The sequence below is a fragment of the Thioclava sp. SK-1 genome (assembly GCF_001705665.1).
Classification (GTDB): domain Bacteria; phylum Pseudomonadota; class Alphaproteobacteria; order Rhodobacterales; family Rhodobacteraceae; genus Thioclava.
Map to the genome: position 1 here is coordinate 18622 of NZ_MDHA01000020.1, position 14787 is coordinate 33408.

Consider the following 14787-nt stretch of genomic DNA (forward strand, 5'->3'; position numbering starts at 1 on the left):
AAAATGTATTTTTGTTGCTTATTGTGGATTCAGTCATTTTGTGACTAATTCGGTCAAAATGACGGATCGGCGCTAGGCACCGCATAGTTTCAGGAGACGGTTTTGGCAGGGCAAATCGCAACGCAGGCTTACCCGGATACCGCACTCGCGCCATGTGATGTCGCGATTGTCGGCGCAGGTGTGGTGGGCTGCGCGATGGCCCGGCGTTTTGCGTTGGAAGGGGCCAGCGTGGTCGTTATGGAGCGTGGCGCCGATATTCTGTCTGGGGCATCCAAGGCAAATAGCGCAATCTTGCATACGGGTTTTGATGCGCCGCCCAATTCGGATGAACTGGCCTGTATGCAAGCTGCCTATGATGAATATATGCAAATACATCAACGGGTAAACTTGCCGGTCTTGGAAACGGGCGCAATGGTCATTGCCTGGTCTGAGGAGGAAGAGGATCGGCTGCCGCAACTTTTGGCGCAGGCGCAGCAAAACAATGTGTCCGATGCCTGCCTATTGACCCGATCACAGGTTTTGGACCGCGAACCCGGCCTTGCACCCCACGCGCGGGCGGCATTATTCGTGCCACGTGAATACGTGATTGATCCGTGGTCGGCGCCTTTGGCCTATGCGACCCAGGCGCAATCTCTTGGTGCACGGTTTGTGTTCAACGCGGCATTATCTGCGGCGCAATGGGATGGGGATATCTGGCATTTGCGCAGTGTCGCCGGGGATATTCAGGCCAAAACGGTCATCAACTGCGCCGGTCTTTATGGGGACACGGTCGAAGAATTACTGCTTGGTCAATCTTCGTTTCAGATTCGTCCGCGCAAGGGGCAGTTTATTGTTTATGACAAAGCCGCAGCCAATCATCTGCATACTATCGTGCTGCCTGTCCCGAATGAGCGCACGAAAGGTGTGGTGTTGACCCGGACCATTTTTGGCAATCTGTTGGTTGGCCCGACGGCAGAGGAGCAAGACGACCGTGACCGCCCGGATACCACGACGCCCGAGCTGGAGGGGCTGATTGCCAAAGCTGAAGAGCTGCTGCCAGCGCTGCAAGGCATGCCGGTCACGGCGGCTTATGCCGGATTGCGACCTGCCAGCGAAAGCAAAGCCTACCGTCTGCACAGTGATCGCGCGCGAGGGTATTATTGCGCCGGGGGCATCCGGTCGACCGGCTTGACCGGGGCGCTGGGGATCGCGCAGCATGTTTTCAATCTGTGGCATGCGGGGCATCAGGTGTCTGGCACCGCGCCAAATGACTTATGCTGGCCCGTAATGTCGAATTTGGCCGAGCATCGGCCCCGCGATTATCAAAAAGGCGGGCATGATGGCGTGGTGTGTCATTGTGAAATGGTCACGCGGCGCGAGATTGAGGCTGCATTAAACAGCCCTTTGCCGCCGGGGGACTATGGCGGTCTGCGGCGACGGACGCGCTGCGCAATGGGACGCTGTCAGGGGTTCAATTGCATGGCGCATTTGGCCAAGCTGTCTCAGGGCCGGTTGCGTGATGACATCATACCGCAAGGTGGCGAATGAGCGGGTTTGATTATGATGTGGCAATTGTTGGCGCGGGCCCTGCCGGATTGGCAGCCGCGACCGAGCTGAAGCAGCTGGGTATTGATCGGGTCGTGGTGCTGGAACGCGCCGGGCAGGCGGGCGGAATGCCGCGCCATTGTGGCCATCCACCCTTTGGTTTGCGCGAATTTTGTCGGGTTCTGACGGGGCCGTCCTATGCCCGGCGGTTGGTGCGCGCCGCCCGTAGTGCAGGTGTCGAAATCCGCACCAACGTGACCGTGTTGGCGATTGCGCAGCAAGGTGGTCTGGACCTGGCAACGCCAAAAGGGACGCAGCATCTGCGTGTCAAACGCATCATATTGGCGACGGGCGCGCGCGAACAGACGCGGGCCCAGCAATTGGTTCCGGGTCTGCGCCCGGTGGGCGTAATGAATACCGCGACATTACAATCTTTTGTATATCTGGAGCAGCTTAAACCTTTTAAAAACCCGGTGATTGTCGGCAGTGAACTGGTGTCGGTTTCTGCGCTTTTGACATGTCTGCGTCATGGGATGCGCCCTGTCGCCTTGGTCGAGCCGGAGCCACATTTGCGTATGCATCCTGCGTTGCGCATCGCGGTGCGTTTGCTGCGTATCCCGGTCTATCTTGGCGCACAGATCGCCGCGATTGAAGGGGATAAACATGTCTGCGGCTTGCGGATTTCCATCGGGCAAGATGATCTTATGCTGGCCTGCGATGGTGTGGTATTTTCGGGCCGTTTCACACCCGAGGCCGCCTTGGCGCGGGTCAGCGGTCTAGGGATCGATCTGGGCACGCAGGGGCCGCGTGTAGACATGCACGGGCGTTCCAGCAATCCCCATGTTTTCGTGGCTGGAAATGTGATACACCCGGTCGAAACCGCCGGGTATTGTTGGGCCGAGGGGCGCCGGGTTGCAGCGGCGGTGGCGCGCGATCTGTCACATGCGCCTGCGCCGCAATCGGGCCTGCATATCGCCTGCGGGGACGGGGTGTCCTATGTTGTGCCACAGCGCGTGTCGCCGCGCTGCGAGGCGGTATTGAACATCCGGACACAGGGCGCGGCAGAGGGGCGGATTGTCTTGACCGATGCAGCGGGCACCGAGCTGGCCTCGTGTCGTGTGCGCGCTTATTCGCAAAAGCCGCTGCGCCTGCATGTTCCGACGCTGCCTGACCTGTCACCGGGCCATGTATTACAGTTGCGATTGCAGCGGAAAGGGCATGATGCGGATCCTTGCGCTTGATCAGGGCACGACCTCGACGCGGGGGCTGGTGGTGGATACACAAGGTCATCATCAGGCAGTGTTTGCGGCCCGTCATAAGCAATATTTTCCGGCACTAGACCGCGTGGAACATGACCCGTTGGAGATTGTCGGGCATCTGCGGCAGGCGATTGCTGCCGCCGGGCCCGTCGATGCGATTGCGCTGTCGAACCAAGGCGAAAGCTGTCTTGCATGGGACGCGCAGACAGGGGAGGCGTTGTCGCCGATCCTTGTCTGGCAAGACCGCCGCAGCGAGGCGCGGCTTGCCCAAATGCGAGATGTCGCAGATATGGTGCGCGCACGGTCAGGACTGCCGCTGGAGCCGTATTTTGCGGCCGGGAAGCTTGGATGGTTGATGCAACAGCCCCGCGTGCAGGCCGCTCATCGCTCAGGGCGTCTGCGTTTGGGCACCACGGATGCGTTTTTCTTGCAGGTCTTGGGGGATCAGGGGCAGGCGCTGACGGATGTTTCAACGGCCTCGCGCAGCTCGTTGATGAACCTGGCCGGCGGGCAATGGGATCGTGATCTGTGTCAGGTTTTTGGGGTTCCCATTGAATGCTTGCCGCCGATTTTGCCCAGCGTCGCCCAGTTTGCCACCATTGCCGATGTTCCGGTAACCGCCAATATCGTGGATCAACAGGCTGCGTTATATGGCCATGGGTGTCGCCGTATGGGGCAGGCTAAGATGACCTTTGGCACTGGGGCATTTGCCCTGGCACTTGCAAAGGATTGTGCCGCCCCGCCGGGCGGGTTGGTGCCGACGATCGCGTGGCATTTACCCGGGGATGCGCCATGTTATGCCCGTGAAGGCGGGGTGCATGCGGCTGGTGCTGCGGTGGAATGGGCGATGCGTATTGGGCTGTTGGATGGGCCGGAGGCGCTGCATACCTTTGACCAGCCCCCTGCCATTGATCGCGGATTGGTTTTTGTGCCGGCACTATCAGGTTTGGCCTGTCCGCATTGGGATGGCGATGCCGCCGGACTGTTCATTGGAATGACAGGGGGCACAACGCGGGCCGATATGGCACAGGCGCTGGTTGAGGGGATCGCGCTGCGTGCCGCCGAGGTGCTGGGCCAGATGGGATCGCTTGATCAGGTGTCGGTCGACGGCGGGCTGTCGCGCTCGTCTTATCTGGTGCAATTCCTGGCCGATCAGATCGGCGCAGATGTCGTCGTGCCCGCGGTGGATGAGTTGACAGGTTATGGCGCAGCCCAGTTGGCTGCATTGGGCAAGGGCGGGGTCATTCCCAATGCCGAAATCGCAGCGCGTGTGTTGCCGCGCGCTGTGGACCGTGCGGGGCGTATGGCCCGGTTTCAGGATGCTTTGGCCCGCGCCAAGGGCTGGAACGCGCCTTAGGGGGTGCGCGGCGGTGCGGTGCTTTCGCGGATCACCAGCTCAACCGGCAGGATCGTTGGGCTGACCGGCGCAGCAGGTGTATTTCGCTGTGCCAGCAATACTTCGGCGGCGCGTTTGCCCAGCCGGGCGCGCTTTTGGCTGACGGTGGTCAGCGGCGGCAGGGAATAGGCCGACATTTCGATATTGTCGAAGCCCACCACGGAAATATCACCTGGAATGGCGATACCAAGCCGCGATAGGCCATGCATCAGTCCGATCGCCATTTCGTCATTGTCGCAAAATACGGCCGTGGGCCGGTCGGGCAATGCCAAAAGCATCTGTGCCGCCGCATCGCCAGAGCGCAGGGTGAATGTGCCCTCCATCTGCGCGATGGGCGGCAGGTTGGCGCCTTGCGCCGCGTCTAAAACGCCCTCGCGGCGCGATTGGGTCAATGTATTTTCCGCCGGACCGGTCAAGTGCAAAATCCTGCGGTGGCCAAGGGCAATCAAATGTTCCATCGCCAACCGTGCACCGGCGACATTATCGGCCAGCACGCGCGGCGCATCCAGATCTGCGATCCATTCACAGGCCTGCACCAGCGGCGGGCATCCGGGCTGCTGAAAGACGGCGGCATCCAAAAGCCCATCCAGAACGATCACACCGTCAGAACGAGAGCGGTTCAGGTATGGTGCGATCATCTGCGACGGCGATTGATTGTCCATCGTGGCACGCGTGTCCAACACCAGAAGGTTCAACCGTTCAGGGCGTAAAGCTTCTGATATGCCTGATAAAATTTCAGAAAAGAACGGGTTGGCGAGCTTTGGCACCAAGGCCAGCACGGCGCCTACCTGTTGCTGGCGCAGGTTTCGGGCGGTGATATTGATCGTATAACCGGTCTGGGCCACCGCATCTTCTACCAGTCTGCGCGTGCGTTCTGATACGATGGCGGGGTTGGATAAAACCCGACTGACGGTGGCAACTGAGACGCCCGCCAGATTTGCGACATCGTGAATGCGCGGTGGTCTTACCTGATCTGTCACTGTCATACGGCTCCTGTATCGATAGGGCAAAATAGCGAGTGTTTGCCCTATTGAAAACCATTTCATTTTATGTAAACGTGAATGAAACCGATTACATTGCGCAAGCATGACTGAGTCGGCCGGGAGGAGATATGAAGACATTAAAGGGGCCGGGGCTTTTCCTGGCGCAGTTCGTTGGTGCGCAGGCACCTTTCGATACATTTGACGGCATTGCGGCCTGGGCATCTGGATGCGGCTATAAGGGCGTGCAGATCCCATCGGGAGAAACGGGTCTGATTGATCTGGATTTGGCTGCGACATCAACGACATATTGTGACGATCTAAAAGGGCGCGGGGCCGAAAACGGGGTTGAGATCACCGAACTTTCGGCACATGTGCAAGGCCAATTGGTGGCGGTTCATCCGGCATATGATCTGGCGTTTGACGGGTTTGCACCCACAGGGCTGCGGGGAAATCCAGCGGCGCGTCAGGCTTGGGCCGTGGACCAGATGTATAAGACCATCGACGCATCCGCCAATCTGGGGCTGGACCGGATGGCAGCATTTTCGGGCGCATTGGCATGGCCCTATCTTTACCCATGGCCACAGCGCCCAGCCGGGCTGATAGAGGCAGCTTTTGACGAGCTTGCCAAGCGTTGGCGCCCGATCCTGGATCACGCACAACAGCGCGGTGTCAAAATTTGCTATGAAATCCATCCCGGCGAAGACCTGCATGATGGGATCAGCTTTGAGATGTTCCTGGACCGTGTGGACCAACATTCCAGCGCGATGATGCTTTATGATCCCTCGCACTATCTTTTGCAGCAGCTCGATTACGTCGCGCATCTTGATATCTATGCCGATCGGATCGGGATGTTCCATGTGAAGGATGCGGAATTCAATCCCACGGGGCGACAAGGTGTTTATGGCGGCTTTCAGTCGTGGGTGGATCGGGCCGGACGGTTCCGCAGCCCGGGTGACGGGCAGGTGGATTTCAAGGCGATCTTTGCCAAGCTGGCAATGATTGATTTTGACGGCTGGGCGGTTGTTGAATGGGAATGCGCGCTGAAACATCCGGAAGATGGTGCACGCGAAGGCGCGCAATTCGTGCGCGATCATATCATTCGGGTGACCGAGCGCGCTTTTGATGATTTCGCCAGCAGTGGCACGGATCATGCGGCAAATCTGAATATGCTTGGGTTAGGGGGCTAGGATGACACATCGTCCAATTCGCCTTGGGATGGTCGGCGGCGGTACCGGCGCAATGATCGGCAATGTGCATCGTATCGCGGCACGGATTGACGGCGAATATGATCTGGTGGCTGGGGCGCTGTCCTCGACACCCGAGAAATCGGCACAAAGCGCGGCGCAGGTCGGCATTGCGCCTGACCGCAGCTACACGGATTTTGAGCAGATGGCGCAGGCCGAAGCGGCGCGCGACGATGGGATTGAGGCGGTGACGATCTGCACCCCCAATCATCTGCATTACCCTGCGGCCAAAGCCTTCTTGAACGCGGGTATCCATGTGATCTGCGATAAGCCAATGACCGCAAGTCTGCAGCAGGCGCGGGATCTGGCAGATGTGGCGGCCAATTCAAAATCCTTATTCATCTTGACCCATAACTATTCTGCTTATCCGCAGCTGCGGCTTGCACGAGAGCTTGTCGCCGCCGGTCATTTGGGCGCTGTGCGTCTGGTGCAGGTGGAATATGCCCAAGATTGGCTGGCCAAGCCGACACAGACGAAACAGGCGCAATGGCGCACTGATCCTGCACGTGCCGGGGCGGGGGGCGCGATCGGGGATATCGGAACCCATGCGTTTCAAATTGCCCGGTTCGTCAGCGGCGAATGCCCGCAAAAGCTGGCCTGTGATCTGACCAGTTTTGTGCCGGGGCGACGGGTGGATGATAATGCGCAAATTATGCTGCGCTATGCCAGTGGCGCCAAGGGCAGTCTTTGGTGTTCACAGGTTGCTGCAGGGGCTGAAAACGGGTTGAAGCTGCGTATCTATGGCGAAAACGCCGGGTTGGAATGGTCACATCACGATCCAGAAACACTGTGGTTTACCCGGTTGGATGAACCTGCGCAGCGGCTGCGACGGAATGGTCCGGGCACCTCGGCCAGTGTGGCACAAACCAGTCGCACACCGGCTGGCCATCCAGAGGGCTATCTGGAAGGGTTCGGGACGCTGTATTCCGAAGCGGCCGCAGCAATCCGTGCCGCAAATGCAGGGGCGCCGGTCGAAACGCTTTTGCCCGGCATTAGGGACGGGCTTGAGGGGCTTTTGTTCATTGACGCCTGCGTGCGCTCTAACGCTGCCGACAGTGCTTGGGTGGAGGTTGCGCCATGAGCGCCGTAAACACCGCGCCCAGTTCGGCGCCGATTTTGGCGCTGAGTGGCGTCACACGCTCCTTTGGACCGATTGAGATTTTGCATGGCGTGGATTTTGCCCTGCGGCCAGGTGAGATACACGCATTGATCGGTGAAAATGGCGCTGGAAAATCCACCACGATGAAGATCTTGGGCGGATATCTCGACCCGACCACGGGGGAGGTAACCTGTGATGGTCAGTCGGTGCGCTTTGTCAATTCCGACGCGGCAGAGGACAAAGGAATTGTGATGATCCACCAGGAATTCAACCTGGCCGAGGATCTGGCGGTGGATCAAAATGTGTTTTTGGGCCGCGAATTGCGCCGGGGCTGGCGATTGGATCACAAGGCGATGCGTAGCCGCACAGCGGATCTTTTGACACGGCTGCAATGTCGGGTTGATCCGGCGGCCAAGGTGAACCGGATTTCGGTGCCTGATAAGCAAATGGTGGAAATCGCAAAGGCATTGTCGCGTGATCTGCGTGTGCTGATCATGGATGAGCCAACCGCCGTTTTGACCGAACGCGAATGTGAGATCCTTTTCACGCAAATCGAGCGGCTGCGTGCCGAGGGCGTGGCGATTTTATATACTTCGCACAAGCTGGGAGAAATCAAACGGATCTGCGATCGGGTGACGGTTTTGCGCGATGGCACGATGGTGAAATCGGCGCCTGTGGCGGATATCACTGAAGAACAGATGGCGGCGGCGATGGTTGGGCGCGATTTAAGCGACCTGTATCCGGCCAAACCCGTGGCGGGTCCTGACACGGTGCTGGAGGTGGAAAATCTGTCTGTGCCTGGTGTGGTTTCAGGTGCCAATCTGGTGCTGAAACGTGGCGAGGTTTTGGGCATAGGTGGCTTGATCGGTGCAGGGCGCACCGAATTGGCCGAAGCGATTGCCGGTCTGCGCCCGCGTCACGGCACGGTGCGGTTACTGGGCCATGATTTGCCCGCTGGACTGGTGCAAGCCGCAGTAGAGGCGGGATTAGCCTATCTGACCGAGGATCGCAAAGGGGCCGGCCTGTTGTTGGATAAAGGGTTGCGTGAAAACCTCACGCTGCCGCTGCTTCATAAATTTGGCAAGATCATGATTGATCGAAAGGCTGAAGAGGCCGCGCTGGATAAGGCGATCAGCGATTTCGCCATTCGTGCGCCGCAGCGCTCTATGCGGGTGGGGGATTTGTCGGGCGGTAATCAGCAAAAGCTGCTGCTGGCCAAGACGCTTTTGTCCGACCCGCAAGTGGTCATCATTGATGAACCCACACGCGGCATCGATATCGGCACAAAGCAACAGATTTACGCGTTGATTGCAGATTTGGCGGAACAAGGCCGCTCGGTCATCGTGATTTCTTCGGAAATGCCAGAGCTGATCGGCCTCGCATCGCGGGTGGTGGTCATGCATGGCGGCAAGATCGCCGGGGAGCTGGAGGGCGATCAGGTCGCAGAGGGGGCCATTGTCAGATTGGCAATGGGGCTTGGGGAACATCAAGAGGAGGCAGTGGCATGACAATGGCAACAGCTGTAAAGACGCAATCGCAGGGGCGCAGACTGGACCTACAAGTGATTGGGCCGATCATCGCCCTGATCGCGTTGATATTGATTGGTATGGCGCTGAATTCTAACTTCCTCAGCTATGCCAATATCACCAATGTTTTGGCGCGCTCGGCCTTTATCGGGATCATCGCGGTGGGGATGACCTTTGTGATCACGGCGGGCGGGTTGGACCTGTCGGTCGGCTCAATGGCGGCGTTTGTCGCGGGGTTGATGATCTTGGTGATGAATGTGCTGACCGACACTATGGGGGTCACCTTACCCGTCATCTTGCTGGGTATTGCGCTGGCGCTGATTGCGGGGGTGATCGCCGGGCTGATCAATGGGTTATTGATTACCAAAGTCGGGATTGAGGCGTTTATTGTCACGCTGGGCACCATGGGCATTTACCGGTCCTTGATCACGTGGTTGGCCGATGGCGGCACCTTAAGCCTGGGGTTTGAGATGCGCGAATTATACCGCCCGGTGTATTACGGCGGCATCATGGGGATCAGTTGGCCCATTATCGCCTTTGTGGTGATCGCGATCCTTGGTGAGGTGGTGATGCGCCACACGGCCTTTGGCCGTCACTGCGCGGCGATCGGATCGAACGAGCGGGTTGCGCGATATTCCTCGATCGCGGTGCTGAAGGTGCGTTTGGCGACCTATGTGCTGCTGGGGCTGTTGGTGGGCTTTGCGGTGGTGATGTATGTGCCGCGCCTCGGCTCTGCCTCGGCCTCGACAGGGTTGCTATGGGAGCTGGAGGCGATCGCTGCGGTTATTATCGGCGGCACCTTGTTAAAGGGCGGTTTTGGCCGGATCTGGGGTACGGTTGTGGGCGTGCTGATCCTTAGCCTGATCGGCAATATCTTGAACCTGACCGATTTCGTCAGCCCGTATTTGAATGGGGCCATCCAGGGCGTGGTTATCGTTCTGGCGGTGGTACTGCAGCGAAAATCCGCAGCTGACCGGTAAGTATTTTAACAATCACTATATCTTTGGGAGGAGAACCAAATGACGAAGACACTGATTGCTACCACGGCGTTGATCGGCGCGTTGACTGGCCCGCTTGTCAGCACGGCGATGGCGGAAACCATCGGGATTTCGATCCCGGCGGCGACGCATGGCTGGGCGGGCGCGCTGAATTATCATGCCAAGCGCACAGTGGAGATGATGAAAGAAACCCATCCCGACATGGATTTCGTATTGACCACAACTCCGGATTCCGGTCGCCAAGTGTCCGATTTAGAAGACATGGTGGCCACGCGTGGGATTGATGCGCTGGTTGTATTGCCCTTTGAGTCAGAGCCGCTGACCGGCCCGATCAAGCGGATCGCAGAAAGTGGTGTGTGGGTGACGGTCGTTGACCGTGGTCTGGCGCAAGAGGGGATAGAGAACCTGTATGTGGCGGGCGACAACACCAGCTTTGGTGAAACCGCAGGTGACTATTTTGCGCAAAACCTGGCGCAGGGCGATAAGGTTGTGGTGATGCGTGGCATCCCATCCACGGTTGATAACGAACGTGTGGCCGGGTTTGAGGCCGCCTTGGAGGGGTCTGGCATTGATGTCGTCGCGATGGACCACGGCAATTGGAACCGCGATACTGCCTTCACTTTGATGCAAGATTACCTGTCGCGCTTCCCGCAGATTGATGCTGTCTGGGCGGCAGATGATGATCAGGCCGTGGGGGCGTTGGCTGCAATTTCGCAAGCCGGGCGCGAGGATGAAATGATCGTTGTCGGTGGTGCCGGGATGAAGGAAATGGTGGAGCGGATCAGCAATAATGACAAGACCGTTCCGGTTGATGTGACCTATCCGCCAGCAATGATTTCCACCGCGATCGAAATGACGGTTCTGGGGCTGACCTCTGACGCGCCTTTGGGCGGGTCGTTCGTGATTTCATCCGAGCTGATCACGCCGGACAATGCCGCAGATTTCTACTTTGAGGACAGCCCCTATTAAGGGCTGACAGACAGCGGGCCTGCGCGCGTGATCGCGCAGGCCGATCTGGCGGATGTTTTCGCGGCGCGCCACTGCTAAAAATGTAATCGGTTACAATTTTTTGACTGTCACGGCCCGGCGATGCGCGGGGCCGAACAGCACCTTATGCGCAAACCCTTGGGCGAGGAGGCCCGGGGCAGACCGACTGCTTGCCAAACACTTCTAGGAGGAGGACAGCCAGATGGCAGATAACATGCATTATGATGCGATTGTCGTAGGATCAGGGATCAGCGGCGGATGGGCGGCGAAAGAGCTGACCGAAAAAGGGCTGAAAGTTCTGATGCTGGAACGGGGCCGCAATATCGAACACGTCACCGATTATGAGAATGCGGATAAAGAGGCATGGGATTACCCGCATCGTGGGCGGCCGTCGCAGGATTTGCGCCTTCAGCATCCGGTTTTGGGGCGCGATTACCCGTTGAATGAACAGACGGATGGCATGTGGGCAAATGAACAAGACAATCCCTATGTTGAAAAGAAACGCTTTGACTGGTTCCGCGGCTATCATGTTGGGGGGCGGTCCTTAATGTGGGGGCGGCAAAGCTATCGCTGGTCGGATACTGATTTTGAGGCCAACGCTCGCGAAGGCATCGCAGTGGATTGGCCGCTGCGCTATGCGGAAATGGCACCGTGGTATGATTATGTCGAAGGGTTCGCCGGGATTTCAGGTTTCAATGACGGGTTGGATATTCTGCCCGATGGGAATTTCCTGCCGCCGATCCCGTTGAATATCGTGGAGAAGGATGTCGCGGCGCGGCTGCAAAAATCATTCGGCGGCAAGCGCCACCTGATCAATTCGCGTGTGGCGAATATCACCCAACCCAAACCAGAGCAAAACCGGATCAACTGCCAATTCCGCAATAAATGCTGGTTGGGCTGTCCTTATGGTGCGTATTTCTCGACCCAATCGGCCACATTGCCGGTGGCAATGGCGACAGGCAATCTGACCCTGCGTCCGTTCTCCATCGTCAAAGAAGTGATGTATGACAAGGACAAGAAACGCGCGACCGGGGTCGAGGTAATCGATGCGGAAACCAACCTGACCTATGAATACACTGCCGATGTCGTGTTTTTAAATGCCTCTACGTTTAATTCGACATGGATCTTGATGAACTCTGCGCAAGATGTGTGGGACGGCGGACTTGGGTCATCCTCGGGTGAGTTGGGTCACAACGTGATGGATCATCATTTCCGCGTGGGCGCGCAGGGGCGCGTTGATGGATATGAAGACAAATACTATTTCGGCCGTCGCCCCGCCGGGTTCTATATTCCCCGTTTCCGCAATACCGATGGGGAAAGCCGGGAGTATCTGCGCGGTTTTGGCTACCAGGGATCGGCGAGCCGTCAGGGATGGTCGCGGGAGGTCGCAGAGCTGAACATTGGGAAGGATCTGAAGGAAGCTTTGTCAAAACCCGGCGACTGGACCATTGGCATGACTGCCTTTGGCGAGATGCTGCCAGATCACGCCAATCATATCGCATTGGACAGCAGCCAGACCGATAAATGGGGCCTGCCGGTTCTGTCGATGAGCGTGGAATTGGGCGAGAATGAAAAAGCCATGCGCAAAGACATGAAACAAGATGCGATCGACATGTTGGAGGCCGCCGGTGTGAAAGATGTCCAAGGCACCGAAAGCGATTATGCCCCCGGCATGGGGATACATGAAATGGGCACCGCGCGTATGGGGCGCGATCCGGCAACCTCGGTGTTGAATGAATTCAATCAGGTTTGGGATGCGCCGAATGTCTATGTCACGGATGGCAGCTGTATGACCTCGGCAAGCTGCGTGAATCCGTCACTCACCTATATGGCACTTACGGCACGGGCCGCGGAACATGCGGTCAATGCCCTTAAGGCAGGAGCATTGTAATGAACCGTCGCGAATTACTGCAAATGATTGCCGCCGTAACGGGAACAACCATGATCGCGGGCAGCGCAGCGCGCGCCTATACGCAAATCGAAGCGGGGCGCAATATATTCACCCCCGAGGATACAGCGTTTCTGGATGAGCTGGCCGAAGTGATCTTACCGCAGACGGAAACCCCCGGGGCCAAAGCCGCTGCGGTCGGCAGTTTCATGGCCACCTATGTCAGCGATTGCTACACGCAGGCACAGCAGGACGGCTTTCGGCATGGCATGACCCAGATAGAGGCCCATGCGCAGGGCCTTTATGGCGAAGGGTTCTTGCAACTGACAGCGGCGCAGCGTTTGGCGATGATCGAAGATATCGCTGCCTTGGCGCGCTATGATGCAGGTGAAGGGGCGGCGCATTGGTTCACACCGATGCATCAGCTGGTCCTGTTTGGATTCTTCACATCAGAACTGGGTGCGACTGAAGTCCTGCGATATGAGCCTGTGCCGGGGGAATACATCGGTGATCTGGAGTATAATGGAGAGCCTGCTTGGGCGACCTGATATCGCGTAGGGTGAAAGATATCGCATAAAATTAAAGAGGCACCACATGGTGCCTCTTTTAAGATAGAATACTGTCGCAAGTTTGCCTGTAGCCGTCTGGGCCATTTTAGAAATGACATATGAAAGCGGGGCTGCCGATTTTGCAGCCCCGTTTCAATGTCATGCCACGATTTAGCGTGTCGCGGTGGTGGGCAGGTTCTGCGTCAAGAACGTTGCGCCCGTCTGAACCACGGCGGCTGCATCGATCGGCTGATCATGCTCAATGATATACCATGTCACGCCGGCGGCCTCAGCGGCAGGCAAGATGGTGTCCCAATCCAGGACCCCTTGGCCAAGCGCTTGAAAGCCGCGCTCATCCATCGCTTCGCCGGTGGGCGCATTATCTTTGGCATGGATCGCAAACACGCGATCTTTGAAGCGCCCAAGATATTGTGCAGGATCAAAGCCGCCGCGCGCGACCCAGGCCAAATCCAGCTCGGCTTGCAAATCCGGCCCTGCGGCTTTGAACATGATCTCTAAGGCGGTGTCGCCATCGAATTCGACCATTTCAAAATCATGGTTGTGATAGGCCATATGCAGCCCCTCTGCTTTCAGGTCGGAAGCCATTGCTCCCAGCTCCTTGCCCAGGGCCTGCCATCCGGCCGCATCTGTGGGCCGCATCTCTTCGGCTAGGTAGGGAATGGTGATGACGTCATTTCCGATGGCTTTGTTAAAGGTCACAACCGCGCCCATGTCATTGCGTAGATCTGCAAGCTGCGCATGGGTCGAAATTGGCGCTATCTTATGCGCGTCCAATAGTGATTTAAGATCTTCGGCGCTGCTGCCTTGCATCCCGACCGTTTCCACGGCGGTAATGCCGGCCGCTTCAACCGCTGCCAGTTGTTCATCAAGCGTGCCGTAATCGCGCAGCGTATACATTTGCACGGCAATGGGCAGTTCAGCCGTCGTTTGGGCCATGACGGCACCGCCAGCCAGCTGAACGCCCAAACATAGACCAATCATATAATGTTTCATCGGGTTCTCCTCCTCAAGATTGTACGACTCCCTCCGCGACTCGCACTCAATCAAAATGTAATGGTTTTCATTGAGTGTGAAAAGCATTACATTTTGGTCTGCTGAGGAATGGGCCACCGAATATCGGTGTGAACCTGCATGAAGCTTCAATCTCCTGGCGGCACTTTTTGTATTATTTTTGTTTGAGGATTCGGGTTTCTGCGCGTTTTTCTTGTATTTTTTCATGATTTTTGCGATTTCTGCGCGTTTTTGTTTAGTTTGAGTGTTTATTTTGGTTTGTTTGGTTTGAGTGTTTGAGTTTTTCTTTGATTTTTATTGTTT

At 57.4% G+C, this 14787-nt stretch carries 12 protein-coding genes; 10 read left to right on the top strand and 2 right to left on the bottom strand.

The genetic code is table 11. The features are described from left to right. Positions 1 to 102 precede the first annotated feature (102 nt). The 3 genes from BFP70_RS00765 to BFP70_RS00775 are packed head-to-tail and all read left to right on the top strand — an operon-like array spanning position 103 to position 4140. Positions 103 to 1527, top strand: coding sequence for an NAD(P)/FAD-dependent oxidoreductase (locus BFP70_RS00765; protein WP_255356544.1), 1425 nt, complete (start codon positions 103 to 105; stop codon positions 1525 to 1527). After that, the gene (locus tag BFP70_RS00770; RefSeq protein WP_066009186.1) at positions 1524 to 2765 is read left to right on the top strand and encodes an NAD(P)/FAD-dependent oxidoreductase; all 1242 of its coding nucleotides are present in this window, start codon (positions 1524 to 1526) and stop codon (positions 2763 to 2765) included. Before BFP70_RS00765 ends, BFP70_RS00770 begins: the two co-directional genes overlap by 4 nt. Further along, entirely contained in the window at positions 2743 to 4140 is a 1398-nt protein-coding gene (locus tag BFP70_RS00775; RefSeq protein ID WP_255356546.1) for an FGGY family carbohydrate kinase, read from the top strand. Before BFP70_RS00770 ends, BFP70_RS00775 begins: the two co-directional genes overlap by 23 nt. On the opposite strand, the gene BFP70_RS00780 is transcribed toward BFP70_RS00775, so the two are convergent. Further along, positions 4137 to 5165, bottom strand: coding sequence for a LacI family DNA-binding transcriptional regulator (locus BFP70_RS00780; RefSeq protein ID WP_066009190.1), 1029 nt, complete (start codon positions 5163 to 5165; stop codon positions 4137 to 4139). The genes BFP70_RS00775 and BFP70_RS00780 overlap by 4 nt on opposite strands. A gap of 125 nt (positions 5166 to 5290) precedes the next feature. Between BFP70_RS00780 and BFP70_RS00785 the strand changes: the two genes are divergently transcribed. From BFP70_RS00785 to BFP70_RS00815, 7 genes are all read left to right on the top strand, one after another. Further along, on the top strand, positions 5291 to 6349 hold the full coding sequence (locus BFP70_RS00785) for a sugar phosphate isomerase/epimerase (protein WP_066009191.1): 1059 nt from the start codon (positions 5291 to 5293) through the stop codon (positions 6347 to 6349). A gap of 1 nt (position 6350) precedes the next feature. Beyond that, positions 6351 to 7487, top strand: a complete 1137-nt coding sequence (locus tag BFP70_RS00790) for a Gfo/Idh/MocA family protein (protein WP_066009192.1) — start codon at positions 6351 to 6353, stop codon at positions 7485 to 7487. Then, positions 7484 to 9013 carry a sugar ABC transporter ATP-binding protein gene (locus BFP70_RS00795; protein ID WP_066009200.1) on the top strand — a complete coding sequence of 510 codons (1530 nt, stop codon included), beginning with the start codon at positions 7484 to 7486 and terminating at the stop codon, positions 9011 to 9013. Before BFP70_RS00790 ends, BFP70_RS00795 begins: the two co-directional genes overlap by 4 nt. Then, positions 9010 to 10011 carry an ABC transporter permease gene (locus BFP70_RS00800; RefSeq protein WP_066009201.1) on the top strand — a complete coding sequence of 334 codons (1002 nt, stop codon included), beginning with the start codon at positions 9010 to 9012 and terminating at the stop codon, positions 10009 to 10011. Before BFP70_RS00795 ends, BFP70_RS00800 begins: the two co-directional genes overlap by 4 nt. 39 nt (positions 10012 to 10050) lie before the next feature. Then, complete coding sequence (locus BFP70_RS00805) at positions 10051 to 10998, top strand: substrate-binding domain-containing protein (protein ID WP_066009202.1); 948 nt, start codon at positions 10051 to 10053, stop codon at positions 10996 to 10998. 220 nt (positions 10999 to 11218) lie between these two features. Beyond that, positions 11219 to 12907 carry a GMC oxidoreductase gene (locus BFP70_RS00810; protein ID WP_066009205.1) on the top strand — a complete coding sequence of 563 codons (1689 nt, stop codon included), beginning with the start codon at positions 11219 to 11221 and terminating at the stop codon, positions 12905 to 12907. Continuing rightward, positions 12907 to 13452 carry a gluconate 2-dehydrogenase subunit 3 family protein gene (locus BFP70_RS00815; RefSeq protein WP_066009207.1) on the top strand — a complete coding sequence of 182 codons (546 nt, stop codon included), beginning with the start codon at positions 12907 to 12909 and terminating at the stop codon, positions 13450 to 13452. The genes BFP70_RS00810 and BFP70_RS00815 overlap by 1 nt, the downstream gene beginning before the upstream one ends. Positions 13453 to 13623: 171 nt before the next feature. Here the strand turns inward: BFP70_RS00815 and BFP70_RS00820 are convergent, their stop codons facing one another. Continuing rightward, entirely contained in the window at positions 13624 to 14466 is an 843-nt protein-coding gene (locus BFP70_RS00820) for a sugar phosphate isomerase/epimerase (RefSeq protein ID WP_066009211.1), read from the bottom strand. Positions 14467 to 14787 lie beyond the last annotated feature (321 nt).